The 15368-nt window shown below is 56.7% G+C and carries 12 protein-coding genes; 7 read left to right on the plus strand and 5 right to left on the minus strand.

Annotated elements, in window-relative coordinates; all coding sequences use genetic code 11:
* Positions 1 to 99: 99 nt before the first annotated feature.
* Positions 100 to 2490: a glucose/quinate/shikimate family membrane-bound PQQ-dependent dehydrogenase gene (locus AAF463_RS01945; RefSeq protein WP_222234537.1), complete on the minus strand. Its 2391-nt coding sequence runs from the start codon at positions 2488 to 2490 to the stop codon at positions 100 to 102.
* A 284-nt stretch (positions 2491 to 2774) separates the two neighbouring features.
* Positions 2775 to 3374, minus strand: coding sequence for a hypothetical protein (locus AAF463_RS01950; RefSeq protein WP_217550016.1), 600 nt, complete (start codon positions 3372 to 3374; stop codon positions 2775 to 2777).
* A 420-nt stretch (positions 3375 to 3794) separates the two neighbouring features.
* Between AAF463_RS01950 and AAF463_RS01955 the strand changes: the two genes are divergently transcribed.
* On the plus strand, positions 3795 to 5033 hold the full coding sequence (locus tag AAF463_RS01955) for an MFS transporter (protein ID WP_101762348.1): 1239 nt from the start codon (positions 3795 to 3797) through the stop codon (positions 5031 to 5033).
* A gap of 64 nt (positions 5034 to 5097) precedes the next feature.
* On the opposite strand, the gene AAF463_RS01960 is transcribed toward AAF463_RS01955, so the two are convergent.
* Positions 5098 to 6258, minus strand: coding sequence for a Gfo/Idh/MocA family oxidoreductase (locus AAF463_RS01960; protein ID WP_137384998.1), 1161 nt, complete (start codon positions 6256 to 6258; stop codon positions 5098 to 5100).
* Between the two features lie 267 nt (positions 6259 to 6525).
* Here AAF463_RS01960 and AAF463_RS01965 point away from each other — a divergent pair, with 267 nt between their 5' ends.
* Positions 6526 to 7404, plus strand: a complete 879-nt coding sequence (locus AAF463_RS01965; RefSeq protein ID WP_350261440.1) for a BadF/BadG/BcrA/BcrD ATPase family protein — start codon at positions 6526 to 6528, stop codon at positions 7402 to 7404.
* A gap of 18 nt (positions 7405 to 7422) precedes the next feature.
* Positions 7423 to 8547 (plus strand): ROK family transcriptional regulator, encoded by a 1125-nt coding sequence (locus AAF463_RS01970; protein ID WP_210082029.1) that lies wholly within the window; start codon positions 7423 to 7425, stop codon positions 8545 to 8547.
* An 80-nt stretch (positions 8548 to 8627) separates the two neighbouring features.
* On the opposite strand, the gene ugpC is transcribed toward AAF463_RS01970, so the two are convergent.
* Both ugpC and AAF463_RS01980 read right to left on the minus strand, forming a co-directional pair.
* Complete coding sequence (ugpC, locus tag AAF463_RS01975; RefSeq protein ID WP_192412626.1) at positions 8628 to 9719, minus strand: sn-glycerol-3-phosphate ABC transporter ATP-binding protein UgpC; 1092 nt, start codon at positions 9717 to 9719, stop codon at positions 8628 to 8630.
* Positions 9720 to 9732: 13 nt separating this feature from the next.
* Positions 9733 to 10332 carry a GNAT family N-acetyltransferase gene (locus AAF463_RS01980; RefSeq protein WP_271461100.1) on the minus strand — a complete coding sequence of 200 codons (600 nt, stop codon included), beginning with the start codon at positions 10330 to 10332 and terminating at the stop codon, positions 9733 to 9735.
* A 528-nt stretch (positions 10333 to 10860) separates the two neighbouring features.
* On the opposite strand from AAF463_RS01980, the gene AAF463_RS01985 reads away from it, so the two are divergent.
* From AAF463_RS01985 to AAF463_RS02000, 4 genes are all read left to right on the plus strand, one after another.
* Positions 10861 to 12204, plus strand: coding sequence for an extracellular solute-binding protein (locus AAF463_RS01985; RefSeq protein ID WP_217550004.1), 1344 nt, complete (start codon positions 10861 to 10863; stop codon positions 12202 to 12204).
* Positions 12205 to 12263: 59 nt separating this feature from the next.
* Positions 12264 to 13136: a sugar ABC transporter permease gene (locus AAF463_RS01990; protein WP_101762375.1), complete on the plus strand. Its 873-nt coding sequence runs from the start codon at positions 12264 to 12266 to the stop codon at positions 13134 to 13136.
* The gene (locus AAF463_RS01995; RefSeq protein ID WP_101762341.1) at positions 13136 to 13951 is read left to right on the plus strand and encodes a carbohydrate ABC transporter permease; all 816 of its coding nucleotides are present in this window, start codon (positions 13136 to 13138) and stop codon (positions 13949 to 13951) included. The genes AAF463_RS01990 and AAF463_RS01995 overlap by 1 nt, the downstream gene beginning before the upstream one ends.
* Before the next feature lie 79 nt (positions 13952 to 14030).
* Positions 14031 to 15359, plus strand: coding sequence for a glycoside hydrolase family 28 protein (locus AAF463_RS02000; protein ID WP_277974418.1), 1329 nt, complete (start codon positions 14031 to 14033; stop codon positions 15357 to 15359).
* The last annotated feature ends 9 nt before the right edge of the window (positions 15360 to 15368 follow it).

Genomic DNA, 15368 nt, shown 5'->3' on the forward strand with positions numbered 1-15368 from the left:
CGCGCCGCTACGAAGTGTGCAATAACGAAACATCGAGCATAAAAAAAGGCGGACTTCACAGTCCGCCTTTTCATTACATCAACACCTCAACGCGAAAACTTACTTCGCATCTGGCAGTGCATAAGCAATCACATAATCGCCCAGCTTGGTGCCAAACGAACCGTGACCACCGGCAGCGATAACAACGTACTGCTTGCCATCCACTTCATAGGTCATCGGCGTTGCCTGGCCGCCTGCTGGCAGACGTGCCTGCCACAGCATTTCACCGGTGTTGGTGTCGAATGCACGCAGGTAGTTATCTGCGGTAGCACCAATGAAGAACACGTTACCGGCGGTGGTGATTGGGCCGCCCAGCATTGGCATACCCATTTTGAACGGCAGTGGCACTGGCGCGCTATCGCGAACCGTACCAATGCGTTTTTTCCACACGGTTTCGTTGGTCTTCAGATCAACTGCGGAGACATAGCCCCACGCCGGTTGTTTACATGGCAGACCAAACGGTGACAGGAACGGATTCAGCTCCACGCCGTACGGTACGCCGTACTGTGGCTGGATACCGGTTTCGGTGCCTGAACCGCCTTTGTCGTCAGCCGGTGGCTCGATCGGGTTGCCCGGACCGCGCGGAACCAGCTTGGACACAAACGGCAGCGCCATTGGGTTAGCAATCGCAATCTGACGATGTGGGTCAACTGCGATACCGCCCCATTCGAACATGCCAAGGTTGCCTGGGAACACCAGCGTACCTTGCTCAGACGGCGGGGTGAACGGACCTTCATAGCGCAGACGCTTGAAGATCACACGGCACACCAGCTGGTCGTACAGGGTCGCGCCCCACATGTCCTTGTCCGTCAGATTCTGTTTCGGACGGAAGGTCAGTTCGGAGTACGGCTGAGTAGGTGCAACGTGGTCACCTTTGGCGGCGCCCTGTGGAACCGGAGTTTCCGGCGCAGGGACAACCGGCTCACCGGTACGACGATCCAGGACAAAGATGTTACCGGTTTTCGCCGGTGCATAAATCACCGGTACGGTTTTGCCATCTTTAGTCGTGATATCAGCCAGCGTCGGCTGCGACGGCAGGTCCATATCCCACAGATCGTGATGCACGGTCTGATACGACCACACCAGTTTACCGGTGGTGGCGTTCAGCGCCAGTACGCTGCTTGCATAACGTTCCTGCTCTGGTGTGCGGTTGCCGCCCCAGATATCTGGCGTTGACACACCCATCGGCAGGTAAACGATATCCAGTTTCGGATCGTACACCGCCGGTGCCCATGAGTTCGGTGAATTCATGGTGAAGCTGTGTTCGTCCGCTGGAATCGCGTTTGGATCTTTGGCACCCGGATCGAACACCCACAGCAGTTTACCGGTGTTAACGTCGAAGCCACGGATGGCGCCTGACGGCTCACGGGTAGAGTAGTTATCGGTGACCGCACCCGCGACCACGATGGTGGTGTCGGTGATGACCGGCGGCGACGTCGGCTCATACTGGCCTGGCGTCAATACCGGCTGCTTGTGCTGCAGATCCAGTTCACCGTTGTTGCCAAAGGCAGCACAACGTTCACCGGTTTCCGCATCCAGTGCGAACATGCGGCCATCATTCACCGGCAGGTAAATGCGGCGTGAGCACAGCGCAGGTTGGGTATTGGCCGCATCGGCCGCAGCAGGCACTTCGTGGTAAGAAACGCCACGGCAGGTCACGTGCTGGAAGGTTGGATTCGGCTTCAGGCCCGGATCAAATTTCCACTTCTGCTTACCGGTTTTGGCATCCAGCGCAAACAGAATCTGGTGCGGTGAGCAGAGATACAGGGTGTCACGGATTTTGATTGGCGTGACTTCATCGGTGATTTCGCCCGGATCGTTTGGCGTCTTCAAATCGCCGGTCTGGAACTGCCAGGCAACCTGCAGCTCTTTAACGTTACCGGTGTTGATCTGCTTCAGCGGGGAGAAGCGGGTGCCTTGCTGGTCACGCGCATACGCCGGCCAGTCAGCATCAGCGATGTTGCTCAGCGGCTGTGCCTGCGGAGCATTGGCTGCTGTCGCTGGAATTTCACCGTTCAGCTCTTGCGGATCGTGGAATACCGCCCACGCCAGCACCAGTACGCTGGCAAGCAGCGCCACTGACAGCAGCGCCAGAGCGCCTTTGCCGGCATTATTCAGACCGCGATACACAAACGGCAGAATCAGCCAGATGCCGAAGATCACCAGCACATCGGTACGCGGTGCCAGCGCCCAGAAGTCGAAACCGACTTCCCACACGCCCCACACCAGCGTTGCCAACAGCAGCAATGCGTACAGCAGTAATGCTGAGCCGCTACGGCGCCACAGCAGAATAGCGGTGATCAACATGACCACACCGCCAATAACGTAGTACCAGGAACCACCAATGGCGGCTAACCAAACGCCACCAACCAGCATAAACGCGCCCGTCAGCAGTGCAAACAGCACTGTGAGAAAACGGATTACGCCAAAAGATGAGGAAGCTTTCCCCATAATATTGACCTCTTTCTTTGCCATTAAAAACTAAAAAGGAAACAACGCGTTGGGTTGCTTCCCGACATAGAGTACGAAATAACGAAACGGTTCGAGCGACGCTTTCCGTGCGGCGAGATGTTCCCTTTGCGTTAAATTTTATCTTAAAAACGTTAAAGGGTTTGATATTTTTAGTGCTTTGCACTCGTTGAAGGGAAGTACTGCGACATTTTATGAGGGAATAAAGGTGTTATGTCCGGTTAGATCGGGCCACAACACCTAAGAGCAACACATTGTGTAAACGTTTACCCTTCAAACAGCGTGCTGCTGGTGCGTTGTTCCTGCCAGCCGCTCAAATTAAGTTGCGCATAGTGCTCAGCGGGCAACGTTAACTGTGGCGTGCGTAATATTACTTCCACTTCTCTTTCACGACAGGATTCCAGCAGAAAAGGAAAGCTGAACTTGAGATAATTATCGTGAAAAAACTCGTCGGTCAGCGCAATACCGCTAAATGGAAACGCAGCGATATTCTTCCAGCAGGTGCCGGGCGGTGCCAAATCATAGAGCCAAAATGAGAAACGCTCTGCGGCCCTACGTAAAGCACTATCTTGCTGAACTAAATCGGCATAATTGATTGCCAGCTGTACATTCTCATCCTGCAGGCTGGAATAAATTTCCGGATCCTGTAAAAAACGCATAAGGTTATTTCCCGTTAACGGGATGATTATTAATTCGGGTGTATCCGGCAACTGATTATGCAGCGAAATTATGTTGCGTCCATTAAGTATTGCTGTGTTTTCCTGTTCGCAATGCATAAAGGGGGCTGAATAACACACGCCAGCTAGCGCCCCGTCGAAGCGATGGATGCGCTCAGTAACATAAGGATTATAAGAACTGTTTTCCATTTATCTCTGTGAATAAATTAATTAACTGGAGCGTCTTAATTATTATAAGGACGGCGGGATAATGAAATCTAAACACAGTCAATATAGATCGTTTTGTTTATCAAAATCACCTTTTTTTTAACTGTCACTGATAGAGAGATATTAGGCGCTGAGCAGGATGAATTAATCGACTATTGCCATATTGGGAAACTTTTGGATATTTTCATCTCATAACCATCAGCCTGCTAATATTAAGAGCTCCATGCTTAGCTAATTTTTGGATAAGCTTCTGTTTTTAAACAGCACGGCTAGCCATTGCCTGGCTCAGTAAGATGCCGCACTCTGTGGCCTGAAAAAATAAAGCGGAAGCCGCAACGTGGCTTTTCACCAGGTTAGTGCAACGACGCTAACCGATGTAATTGTTTAGGATGGGATAAAACTATGGGTTCTCCAGTCTCCGCAGCAGAGGATTCATTGCTGCGGCACAGGTCGTTTGTCGCCTTTTGGCTGGCGCGCACCTGTTCATCGTTTGGTTTTCAAATGTTTTCGGTCGCGGTCAGCTGGCAAATCTACGCGCTGACCCACAGCGCGATGGCGCTCGGCATGATCGGTCTGATGCAGTTTCTGCCTTCTGTACTGCTGGCGCTGCCCGCCGGGCATCTGGCCGATCAGCTTGACCGTCGTCGTATCGTATTGCTCGGACAATTTATTGAGTGGCTGGCGCTGCTGGGGCTGGTTGCGCTCACGCTGATGAACTGGGCGGGCAAGATCGAGATTTGGGGATTGGTGTTTCTGATCTCCGTCGCCAAGGCGCTTGAGTGGCCAGCGATTACCTCGATGCTGCCGGCGCTGGTGCCGCCGCCGATTCTGGCGCGCGCCATGGCCGCCAGTTCGGTGGGCGGACAGGCGGCGGTGATTATCGGCCCAACGCTCGGTGGCTTCCTTTATGTCGCCGGTCCGGAAGTGGTGTATGGCGTCTCGGCGCTGTTCTATCTGTTCTCCATCGTGCTGGTGAGCCGACTGCGCTATGAGCGGCCGCCGCAGGCGCGCTTGCCGATGAATCTGCCGAACCTGTTTGCCGGCGTGCGCTTTATCCGCGATCGCAAAGATGTGCTCGGCGTGATTTCACTCGATCTGTTTGCCGTGCTGCTGGGCGGCGCCACCGCGCTGCTGCCGATCTTCGCGCAAGATATCCTGCATACCGGGCCGTGGGGCTTGGGCATCCTGCGCGGCGCGCCGTCGGTCGGTGCGCTGCTGGTTGGCGTGTGGCTGAGTCGTCACAAGCTGGAAAAGAACGTCGGCATGATCATGTTCGGCTCGGTGGCCGGTTTTGGCGTGGCGACGCTGGTGTTCGCGCTCTCCACGCAGCTGTGGCTGTCGGTGATCGCGCTGGCGGCATTGGGCGGCTTCGATATGGTCAGTATGGTGATTCGCGGCGCGCTGGTGCAACTCGATACGCCGGATGACATGCGTGGCCGCGTGAATGCGGTCAACGCCATCTTCATTAATACCTCGAATCAGCTCGGCGAGTTTGAGTCAGGTTTACTGGCGGCATGGATGGGCGCAGTGCCCGCGGCGGCGATTGGCGGCATCGGCACGCTGATCGTGGTGGGCGTGTGGATGACGATTTTCCCGCATCTGCGTAAGCGGCAGAAGCTGGAAAACGAAACCGTTACCTAACTTCAACATCGCGCGATGAATCGCGCCGCTACGGATTGTAGCGGCGCAATTTATTGCGCGTGTCTTACGCGGTTGCTGCTTTCCCCAGGTTGGCGTCAAATTTTTTCCAACTCTCCGTCATATCCACCACGGTTTTCGATTTTCGCGCTTCATCGATTTTGATCGCAGTGAGGCCCGCTTCCAATGCGTCCACCACTGAAACCTTCAGCGGCGTTCCCTGTGTAATGTGTTTCACAATCTCTTCGGCCATCAGCGCATCTGCGCCGTAATGGCCGTCATAGGCGTTGCCGTCATACTCGGTATCCACTTCGCGCGCACCGGTGCGCGCGTTGTGCACGCGGAAGTAGTTACGCACGAAGTCACCTTCGGCCATGCCATCGGTGCCCATCACGCAGAAGCGGCGGAACTCATCCGGTACATTAAGGTTGGCGTGGAAGGCGAGGGTCGCGCCACCGGCATACTCAATCAGCGCGGTTTGGTAATCGACGATGTCGGCATCGCCGTCAAACACCGCATCGGTACTCGACCAGCCGCTCGGTTTAACGTGATACACCTCTGACTGCGCTGTTACCGCACCTTTAGGCGCGTGCTGCGGGGTGAAGTTTTTGCGTCCGCCAAAGCTGGCAACACGTACCGGACGCTCGCCGACCAAACCCTGGTAAAGATCGATATCGTGGCAGCATTTTTCCAGAATATACGGGCCGGCGTACTTCTCCAGACGACGCCAGTCGCGCTGGAAGAACGCACCGTGATACGGCTTGATGTGTTCGGTGGCTTCAATTGAGGTGATTTCGCCAAGGCGATCTTCATCACGCGCGGTGAGCAGGTCGCGATAGAGCGGCGAGTAGCGCAACACCAAACCGACCAGAATGCGCTCGTGACCATATTGCTGCACCAGCTGCGCCATCGCCATGGTCTGCTCTTCGTTGATCACCACCGGCTTCTCGGTGAACACCGTGTAGCCCGCCGCTAAGCCCTGACGAATGTGTTCAAGGTGCATAAAGTTCGGCGAACCCACCAGCAGCAGATCAAAGCCGCCGTGTTGCAGCAGCGCATCCACGCTAGCAAACGCGGTGCCCGCGTCGATGCCAAAGCTGTGCAGATTCGGTAATCCCGCCGGAGCCGGATCGACATAACCCACCACGGAAAACGCTGTGTCGGCTTTGTTGAACTCTTTCACCACATGGGAAAGCCGAAAGCCCAGACCAATAATGCCCACTTTCATGTTGTACCCCTGAAGCCCGTTGCCTTTGAGCCGCCCGACCTGTCAGGCTGCTGATAATCTGACCGTTAACTTATTACGACAGAAAAACTAATGTCAATCCGTGTGGCTGATCTCAATTGGTGAAAAATTGTTATTTATATGATTTATATCTATTTTAATTAACTATACGGATTGCCTATTTATTTATTATTGCGATTTAAGTTTTTTTCCCCTATCTTTCGCACATCTATAAGCGTCATACCGTTTCGGGCTGGCAGGAGGAAGCGCGTGCAATCACTAATGCTGGGTATTGATGGCGGTGGTACGCACTGTCGTGGACGCCTGACCGACAGCGCCGGACGCCTGCTGGCGGAAGCTAAAGGCGGTCCCGCTAACGTCTGGTCGCAGTTTGATGCCGCCATCGTGGCCATTGATCAGGTCATTGACGATCTATTTACGCAGGCGAATTTACCCGCTGAAGCGCGCGACCGCACGGTGATCGTCGCCGGTTTGGCGGGCGCGAACGTCGCCTCGGTGCAAAGCCGTCTCGCCAGCTGGCAGCCACGCTGTCAGGCGCGCTATCTGTTTACCGATGTCGAAATCGCCTGTGCCGGTGCGCACGCCGGTGCGCCAGGCGCAGTGTTTATTATTGGCACCGGCAGCCAGGGCGCGGCCTGGGATGGCACGCACTTCACGCTGCTCGGCGGCTGGGGTTTTGCCCTGTCAGATGCCGGTTCGGGTGCGATTCTCGGCCAACGCGCGCTGCGGCTGGCGCTGCTGGCGCACGAAGAGATTGTGCCCGCCTCGGCGTTAACGCAGCGCATCATGGCAAGCTATCAAAACAGCCCGGAACAGCTGCTGATGTGGTCGAAACAGGCGACACCCGCTGATTGGGGCCGCGTGGTGCCTGAGGTGTTCGCTGCCGCGCAGCAGGGCGATGTGCACGGCACAGCGCTGGTGCAGCAATCCGCCGCGGATATCGTGCAGATGGTGCAGCCGCTGCTGGCGCGCAGCCACGGCAAGCTGGCTTTGATGGGCGGATTAGCCGCGCCCATTCAGGCGTGGCTACCGGCGGATATCGCCGCGCTGCTGGTGCCGCCGCAGGGCGATGCGCTGAGCGGTGCGCTTCGCCTGGCCACGCAGTTCAGCCTGACACTTCCCGCTTAACTTCAGATAAAGAGGCTCATGAGCGCTCCCAACGTAACCGCGCGCATTCTGCGGCTGATTGTCGAAAATGCGCCTATTAGTCAATCCGATCTCAAAGTGCGCAGCGGCTTGAGCATGTCGACGGTGTCGCAAGCCACCAATCGTCTGCTGACCGGCGGCATCGTGCAGGAGCTGGGGCTACGTCGCGTCTCAATGGGGCGGCCCAAAACGCTGCTCGGCCTCAATCCGGATCACGCCAGCGTGGTGGGGATTCAGCTTAATGCCGAACGCAACCTGATGGTGCTGACCGATCTCAGCGGCAACATCATCGGCGAGCAGCAAATTCCTTCCGGCGCGATGACGCCCAAACAGCTCGGCGATGCGCTGGCGAAGTTTTTGCGTGGCGTTGAGGGCAAAAAGGTTGGGGCGATTGGTCTGGCGCTGTCGGGTTTGGTCGATGCCAGCAATGGCGTTTGCGTGCTGTCACGCGCGCTGGGCTGGGATAACGTGCCGATTGCCCGTCTGCTGGAAGAGCGCTTCTCGCTGCCGGTATTTATTGAAAATGATGCCAACGCGCTGGCGATGGCGGCGCTGGTGTTTGGTCAGCTCGGCCATGCGCAGTCGGCGGTGATAGCTACGTTCGGCAAAGGCATCGGCGCGGGGATTCTGCTCGATCGCCAGCTTTATCGTGGTCGTCACGGCAAAGCTGGGGAGATTGGCGTGTCGCTGCTGGGCGATGGTTCTGAGCGTCTGCTGGAGGATGTGGCGTCGTCGCAGGCGATTCTGCAGCGCGTGGCGGCCACCACCAAAGAAGAGGTGCCGCATACGCTGCGCGATCTCGATGCGCGTCCAACGCCGGAGGTGCTGAGCGCGCTGGCCGAGGCCGGGCAGCATTTGGGGATGTCGCTGGCGAATCTGTCGGTGGCTTACGATCCGGACGTGGTGTATCTGGCGATGGAGCCGCAAATGGCTTCGCGCATTCTGCTCGACCACGTTACGCAGAGTTTCCAGACTTACCGTTTGAAGCTGACGCCGCACATGACGCCGCTGCAGTTCCTTACGGAATCCAACCGCATGTGGGCGCAGGGCGCTGCCGGGTTTGCGGTGAATAAGCTGCTGGATTTGTTGGCCGCACAGGCCGATGAAGAGATCGCACCGCAATAGTGAATCACGCGTTAAATCCCCGCCCATTCCGTCGCGGCGCGATTTATCGCGCCGCGACGAAAAGATGCGGCTTTTACACCTTATCTGAGTCGCAAACCCTGCTCATCAAACAATAAACAATGCTCAGCACGCAGCTGATAACTCAGCCGCTCGCCAATCGCGTGTTCCGCCACGTTACGCTCCTCAATCACCAGCAGCTTCTCTTCGCCGATATCGAGATAGAGATAATTGGTGTGTCCCAGCATCTCGCTAAACGACAACTCGCCGCTAAAACTCAGGACATCATCGTTGCTGCTCACTGGCTGGAAATGCTCTGGACGTACGCCCAGCGTGATTTTCTGCCCTTCGCGGCACGACGCGGCGATCGGCAACGTAAGCTGATTAATGCCCAGCGCCGGCACCCGCAGTTGCACCGCGCCCGGCGCGATCGCGGACACTTCGGCAGTGAGGAAATTCATCTTCGGCGAGCCAATAAACCCGGCGACAAACAGGTTGTCGGGATCGCGATACAGCGCCATCGGTGCGCCGACTTGCTCAATGCGGCCCTGACGCAGCACCACAATGCGATCCGCCAGCGTCATCGCCTCCAGCTGATCGTGCGTCACGTAGATCATGGTGTTGCCCAGCGAAGCGTGCAGGCGAGCAATCTCAATGCGCATCTGCAAACGCAGCTCGGCATCGAGGTTCGACAGCGGCTCATCAAACAGAAAAATGCGCGGATGGCGGATTATCGCGCGGCCAATCGCCACACGTTGCCGCTGTCCGCCGGACAGCGCGCGCGGTAAGCGGTCAAGAAATTCTGTCAGATGCAGGCGCGCCGCAGTCTGTTTGATCGCCTGCTCAATTTCCGCTTTCGGGCGCTTCATTACTTCCAGCGGATAGGCCAGATTGCCGCGCACCGTCATGTTCGGGTAGAGCGCATAGGACTGAAACACCATGGCGATGCCGCGCTCGGTGGCGTGCTGATCGGTCATATCGGCGCCTTCAATCAGCAACTTACCGTCGGTGATCTCCTCCAGCCCGGCAATCATGCGCAGCAGCGTAGATTTCCCGCAGCCGGAAGGACCGACAAACACCACGAATTCGCCGCTGTTAATGGTGAGATCGATGCCATGAATCACATTTACATTTTCGTAGGACTTTTTAACGTTTTGCAGATGCAGGCTGGTCATGCGATGCCTCGAATCAGAGAAGTTGGCCCATATAAATGGCGTTGCTGCGCATAATCGGCGTGAAGCCAAGGCGCTGATAAAAGCCGCACACCTGCTCGTTCTGCAGGCTGACGCCGAGATAAACGCCCGGCACGCCCGCGGCACGCAGATCGTGTAGCAGCTGTTCAATCAGCTTGCGGCCCCAGCCACCTTGCTGCGCGGCGGGTAACAGATTGATGTGCAGATGCGCAGGCCACTGCGTCACCAGCTGATCCGCTGCCGCATCGGGCTGATGAATCGCTTCCAGCACTTTGCTGTCGAGCGCCGCCTGCGGCGCGTAATCGCGATATAGCTGTTGCAGCTGTGGCCACCAATCAGTATTCAACTTTGCTTCGAAGGCGCGCGTATCGGGCGCGGCGACCGCGTAGCCGACTACCTCGCCGTGCTGTTCCAGCACATAAGCAAATTCGGGCGCAAAGCGCGCGTAGGGAATGACAAAGCGCAGGCCGGGCAGCGCGGGATCGGAGTAGAGCGCGCTGGCATCGGTGCCGGCATTGGCGGTCTCTAAGCAGATGCGCGACAAGGCGGGAAAATCTGCCTCGCTGGCGCGACGAATAACACCTTCAGCCGTCATGGTGGAGCCTCTGTGGTCAGGAGATGAACAGATTTTACGGTAAAGAAAGCCGACTTAGTTTTCAAGATGTAATAATTGCGCTGGCGCACAAAGCTGATGCGAACTATAACCACAAAGCATGACTGGGCGGCTGACAAACTCACGCGCAACGCCGGTATGAGCGCTGGTTGAAAGCACATTGCCTTTCGCTTATCTATTGCTGTGATGATAACTATAGGATTTTCGTATGCTCTATCAGTGAGTTAATGCGTCTCTCTTGGCTGAGTGATTTATACCGATGCTCAGGCTTTACTGTGCGGCGCTGTCCGGTTTGCGCGCTGAATCGCAGCATCCTCTGCTGTTCTGGCGGCTTTTCTTCTTACTCTTTGCACTGTATCACAGAGCAAAAATTCCGCAGTAGTGATGTTTGACTTTCTTTTGTGCATAAAGTAAGTATGAATTATGTGCGTTGTCGCTGCTGAATCAACCTGCCGGGAATCGCAGGTGTCGAGATGAAGGGATGCCAGTCATCTGTTGGAGAAACCGAGCATGATGTGTGATTCAACCAATCGTCCTTCCCGTTTGCAAAGCTCACTGCGCACGGTGTCGCGTCTGGTCTCCGCCGGGATTCTGCTCGGTGCGACCATGGCAGCCGCGCAGGCCGTTACCCTGAATGAGTGGGACATTTACAACTATCCGCAGCAGACCGAAGCGGTGGATGAAGCGGTAAAAGCGTTCCAGCAAAAGAATCCGGGCATTGTGATTCAGCGTTCGGTGCACTCCTTCGAAGACACGCGCATTCCGCTTAAGCTGGCGCTGACCGCCGGTGACGGCCCGCAAATCGCCCAGGTGAATCAGGGCGGCGGCGATATGGGCTCGCTGGTGAAAGACAAGCTGCTGTGGCCGCTGGATGATTACGCCAAAACTTACGGCTGGACCACGCGCTTCCCGGATTCAATCCTGAAACGTAACCGCTGGTCAGATAAACAAGATTTCGGCAGCGGCAAACTCTACGGCGTGGCGAGCCTTGGCGAAATGGTGGGTTTGTACTACAACAAAGCGCTGCTGGATAAAGCCGGTGTTGCGGTGCCTAAAACCTTGCCGGAACTCGAACAGGCGATGGAGAAACTCAAAGCCGCCGGCACACCGCCGATGATGCTCGGCCTGCTCGACGGCAACATGGGCCAGCAGCTGCTCAGCACCTTGTGGGAAGCGCAGATTGAGAGCAGCGACCGGAAAAAACTCGACGATCTGATTTACGACGTGGGCGGCACGTTCAAAGACGACAAGCTGGTGAAAGCCGCCAATATGATGAAGGGCTGGAACGACAAAGGCTATCTGTTCCCCGGCTTCCAGGGCATTGGGCACGACGATGCCGCGACCCTGTTCCAGAACGGTCAGGCAGCGTTCCTGGTGAGCGGAACCTGGTATCTCGGCCAGTTTAAAGACAACAAAGATCTGCACTTCGCTGCGATGCCAGCGGGCGAGGGCGTGCAGCATCCGCTGATGGTGGGTGGCACCGATCTGGCGTTCTCCATCACCAGCACCGCCAAAGACAAAGCGCAGCAGGATGCCGCAGCGAAGTTCATCGACTACATCGTCTCAGATGAGATGGCGAACCGCTGGCTGAAAGTGGGCTTCCTGCCGGCCGGCACCAGCAAAAATGCGCAGATTCCGGCGGATAACCCGCTGCTGGCAGAAGCGTATCAGGTGTGGGTGACGCTAAATGACAACGATGGTCTCGGCCATTATCTCGACTGGGCCACGCCAACCATGAACGCTGAGCTGAATCAGAATGTGCAGCTGCTGCTGGCGGGACGTCAAACCGCCGACCAGATGGTGATCAACTTCGATAACAACTATCAACGTTACCTGAAAACCCTCAAGCACTGATGACGTACGGCCCGGCGTAAGTGGCCGGGCCGCGAACAGGCCCGCAAGCGAGTACGGTTATGCTGAATAAATCTGCCTGGCGCAATGCGCTCTATCTTCTGCCCGCGGTGCTGGTGTATGCGGTGTTTCTGCTGATGCCGCTGTTGGCCTCGTTAGGGATCAGCTTCACCGAATGGGACGGCACCTCGTGGCCGATTTTCATCGGCATGGGTAACTATCTGCGCATGTTCCAGGATCCGGTGTTCTGGGTGGCGCTCGGCAATAATGCCTTGCTGATGCTGTTCTACACGCTGTTTCCGATTGGCGTTGGACTGCTGCTGTGCAGCTTCCTGTATGAGACGCGCAATAACAAAGAGCGCAGCGTGCTGCGTATTCTCTTCTTCCTGCCGTACATCATGCCGATGGCGGTGCTCGGCGTGGTGTGGCGCTGGCTGTATAACCCGGCGTTTGGCCCTATCGATCAATTCCTGCGCGCCGTGGGTTTGCCGCAGCTGGCGAAGTCGTGGCTGGGCGATTTTACCTGGGCGCTACCCGCGGTCGGCTTTGTCGCCACCTGGTACTTCTTCGGTTTCTGTCTGGTGCTGTTTATGGCGGGCTTGCAACGCATGGATCCGTCGCTGCTGGAAGCGGCCGATCTCGATGGTTCATCACGCCGGCAGAAATTTATGCGCATTACGCTGCCGTCGCTGCGTCCGGAACTGCGTATCGCGCTGCTGCTGACGGTAATCGCCAGTCTGAAAGCTTTCGATCTGGTTTACGTGATGACGCAAGGCGGGCCGGGCACGTCCACTATGGTGACCAACATCTTTATGTATAAGCAGGGCTTTGACCTGCACTACTTCGGCTATGCCTCCGCCGTGGCGGTGTTCAGTATGCTGATTGTGTTAATGATCAACGGCTTAATTCATCTATGTCTACGGGAGCGTCACTGATGCGCGGCACGCCAACTGTCTCACGCGCGCTGATCTGGATTGTCGCGTTGATGACCATCCTGCCGTTTTTAATGGCGCTGATGACCTCGTTCAAAACCCAGATGGAGCTATTTCAGGGCGTGTTTACCTTGCCCTCGTCGCTCAATTTTAAAAACTACATCACCGCATGGCAGCAGGGACATTTCAACGTCTACTTCATGAACTCGGTGCTGGTGGTGATTCCGGTGGTGATCTGCAGCATCCTGCTCGGCATTCTGGCGGGATTCGGTTTCGCCTGGCTGAAGATCCCCGGCAAAACGGTGGTTGCCGCGCTGCTGGGTCTTGGCATGGTGCTACCGAGTGAAGCCTTTATTATTCCGCTCTATCACGAGCTGCGCTGGATGGGCCTCACCAACACCTATCTGGCGCTGATTCTGCCGCAAATTGCCTTGTCGCTGCCGTTTACCACGCTGATGATTGCCACCGCGTTGCAGCAGGTGCCGCGCGAGCTGGTGGAAGCGGCGGTGATGGATGGTGCCTCACGCCGCAAAATTCTCTGGGGCCTGCTGGTGCCGGCGATTTGGCCAACGCTGTCCACGCTGGCGCTGCTGCTGTTTATCTGGACGTGGAACGAGTTCCTTATCCCGCTAATTCTGGTGAATAAAGATGAGCTGCGCACCTTGCCGATCGGCATGATGTTTTTCCAGAACAAAAACACCATCGATATTCCGGTGCTGATGGCGGGCGCGATGATTGTCATCCTGCCGCTGGTGGCGGTGTTCCTGGTGTTCCAGCGCAAATTTATCAGCGGCGTCACCGAAGGCGCGGTGAAATAACCATCTTGTCCACCAGCAAAAGGTTTTGGTCATGCGGCGCGTGCTGCAATAGCGCATCGCCGCTATTCAGGAGAACCGCATGCACGTTTCACTGGCTGATTTCTATCCCATCGCCGATGGCGAAACGCTGGATACACACTGCTTCCAGCGCGCACTCAATCATCTGGCAACGCGCGGCGGCGGCACCTTATCAGTGCCGCCTGGCCGCTATCATCTCGGCACGCTGACGCTGGGTTCCAACATTAATCTGCATCTCGAAGCGGGCGCCACGTTGCTCGCCAGCTCACGCGTTGAGGATTATCAGCAGCAGCTGGCGCAGAGCCAGGCTGAACTGTCGCAGCATGTGCTGCTGTACGCCGTCGGGCAGCGCAATATCAGCATCAGTGGCAAAGGGGTGATCGACGGTAACGGCGATGCGTGGTTTGCTGCGGAAAAGGACGAGCAGGGTTATCGCCTGCCGCGTGCGCAGCGCCCGCGCATCGTGGTGTTTGAGGATTGCGAGCAGGTGACGCTGCAAGATTTCACCATCATTCAGGCGCCGATGTGGACGGTACATCTGGTGAGTTGCCGCCATGTACATGTCGACCATCTCACCATCAATAACAGCATGAGCATGCCGAACACCGATGCGCTGGATATCGACAGCTGTGAAGCGGTGTTTGTCAGCAACAGCTACCTGAGCGCGGCCGATGATGCCATCTGCATCAAAACCAGCCAAAAACCCGCGCATCTGCGACGTGCCGCGCGACAAATCATGATCAGCAACTGCCTGCTGCGCTCCTATAGCTGCGCGTTCAAAATCGGCACCGAAACCTTCGATGACGTGGAAGATGTCACCGTCTCCGGCTGCACCCTCTTTGATTCCAACCGCGCGATTGGCTTGCTGTCGCGTGATGGCGGCCAGTTCCGCCGTTTGCTGTTCAGCAATATCACGCTGGCCTGCCGCCACGCACCGCCGTGCCATTGGGGTAAAGCCGATGCGCTGTTTGTTTCAGTGCGCGCGCGCGATCCGGCGATAGCGCCGGGCAGCATTGAGCAACTGCAATTCAGCAACGTCAGCGGTGTGATGGAAGGAGCAATTAACCTGCATGCGGAACAACCGGGACAGATTCGTGATGTGATGCTGGCGAATGTGCAGCTGCGGCAAGTGGTAGCAGCAGGTGCGGATCAGGGACATTACGATGTGCGCCCGCCGTGTAATCCCGAATCGCCGACCGGCATGGGCCTCGACAATGCGTACAAACTGGATAGCACATCGGGCTTAGCATACGGCGTCGCTGCTTATCCGGATGGCTTGCCGGGCGTGTTTGCGCGCGGCGTGGAGAATCTGCAGTTGCATAACGTGGTGATTACGCGCCCGCAGCCGTTGCCCCACGGCTGGCATGCGGAAACAGTGCAGATTCTTTAGGGCACGCCT

The organism is Pantoea sp. BJ2, assembly GCF_040255075.1.
GTDB classification, from domain to species: Bacteria; Pseudomonadota; Gammaproteobacteria; order Enterobacterales; family Enterobacteriaceae; genus Pantoea; species Pantoea leporis.

What these genes read in the sequence shown, in the direction of transcription:
- AAF463_RS01945 (WP_222234537.1), bottom strand. Translation starts at nt 2,490, where the DNA reads ATGGGGAAAGCTTCCTCATCTTTTGGCGTAATCCGTTTTCTCACAGTG.
- AAF463_RS01950 (WP_217550016.1), bottom strand. Translation starts at nt 3,374, where the DNA reads ATGGAAAACAGTTCTTATAATCCTTATGTTACTGAGCGCATCCATCGC.
- AAF463_RS01955 (WP_101762348.1), top strand. Translation starts at nt 3,795, where the DNA reads ATGGGTTCTCCAGTCTCCGCAGCAGAGGATTCATTGCTGCGGCACAGG.
- AAF463_RS01960 (WP_137384998.1), bottom strand. Translation starts at nt 6,258, where the DNA reads ATGAAAGTGGGCATTATTGGTCTGGGCTTTCGGCTTTCCCATGTGGTG.
- AAF463_RS01970 (WP_210082029.1), top strand. Translation starts at nt 7,423, where the DNA reads ATGAGCGCTCCCAACGTAACCGCGCGCATTCTGCGGCTGATTGTCGAA.
- ugpC (WP_192412626.1), bottom strand. Translation starts at nt 9,719, where the DNA reads ATGACCAGCCTGCATCTGCAAAACGTTAAAAAGTCCTACGAAAATGTA.
- AAF463_RS01980 (WP_271461100.1), bottom strand. Translation starts at nt 10,332, where the DNA reads ATGACGGCTGAAGGTGTTATTCGTCGCGCCAGCGAGGCAGATTTTCCC.
- AAF463_RS01985 (WP_217550004.1), top strand. Translation starts at nt 10,861, where the DNA reads ATGATGTGTGATTCAACCAATCGTCCTTCCCGTTTGCAAAGCTCACTG.
- AAF463_RS01990 (WP_101762375.1), top strand. Translation starts at nt 12,264, where the DNA reads ATGCTGAATAAATCTGCCTGGCGCAATGCGCTCTATCTTCTGCCCGCG.
- AAF463_RS01995 (WP_101762341.1), top strand. Translation starts at nt 13,136, where the DNA reads ATGCGCGGCACGCCAACTGTCTCACGCGCGCTGATCTGGATTGTCGCG.
- AAF463_RS02000 (WP_277974418.1), top strand. Translation starts at nt 14,031, where the DNA reads ATGCACGTTTCACTGGCTGATTTCTATCCCATCGCCGATGGCGAAACG.